Origin of the sequence: Desulfonatronum sp. SC1 (assembly GCF_003046795.1) — a bacterium.
Taxonomy (GTDB): domain Bacteria; phylum Desulfobacterota; class Desulfovibrionia; order Desulfovibrionales; family Desulfonatronaceae; genus Desulfonatronum.
In genome coordinates this window covers 1-518 of the sequence record NZ_PZKN01000099.1, presented here as the reverse complement: position 1 = coordinate 518, position 518 = coordinate 1, and the positions used below count along the sequence as shown (strand labels likewise).

General features: G+C 45.9%; 1 protein-coding gene. It reads left to right on the top strand.

Annotation, left to right across the window (positions count from 1 at the left end; genetic code table 11):
* Positions 1-5: 5 nt before the first annotated feature.
* Positions 6-518: ammonium transporter (locus C6366_RS20880; RefSeq protein WP_368731513.1), on the top strand; the 513-nt coding region annotated here is incomplete at its 3' end.

Below are 518 nucleotides of genomic sequence, written 5' to 3'. Positions count from 1 at the left end.
ATGCAATACCTGGTCCTAACATGGTAATTGGTGCGCTCGGGGTATTTATTCTCTGGCTAGGCTGGTTCGGATTTAACCCTGGCTCAACACTTGGCGCTTCAGGCGACAATGTTAAAGACATCGCACACATTTTTGTAACAACCAACTTATCAGCAGCTGCAGGTGCCATTGTCACCATGTTTATAACCTGGAAGCGTTACGGAAAACCCGACCTCTCTCTGACACTCAACGGTGCTCTTGGCGGATTAGTTGCCATTACTGCCGGTTGTGATGTGGTTTCTCCTGGTGGTGCTGTTATTATTGGTATTCTTTCTGGCTTTGTTCTGGTATTTGGAATCGAACTTATCGATAAAGTACTTAGAATTGACGACCCTGTAGGTGCAATTACAGTTCACGGACTAAACGGTGCTTTTGGAACCATTGCAGTGGGTTTGTTTGCTGTGGAAGAAGGTCTTATTTATGGTGGCGGATGGTCGCAACTAGGAATACAAACCATTGGCGTATTAGCAGTTGCCGCA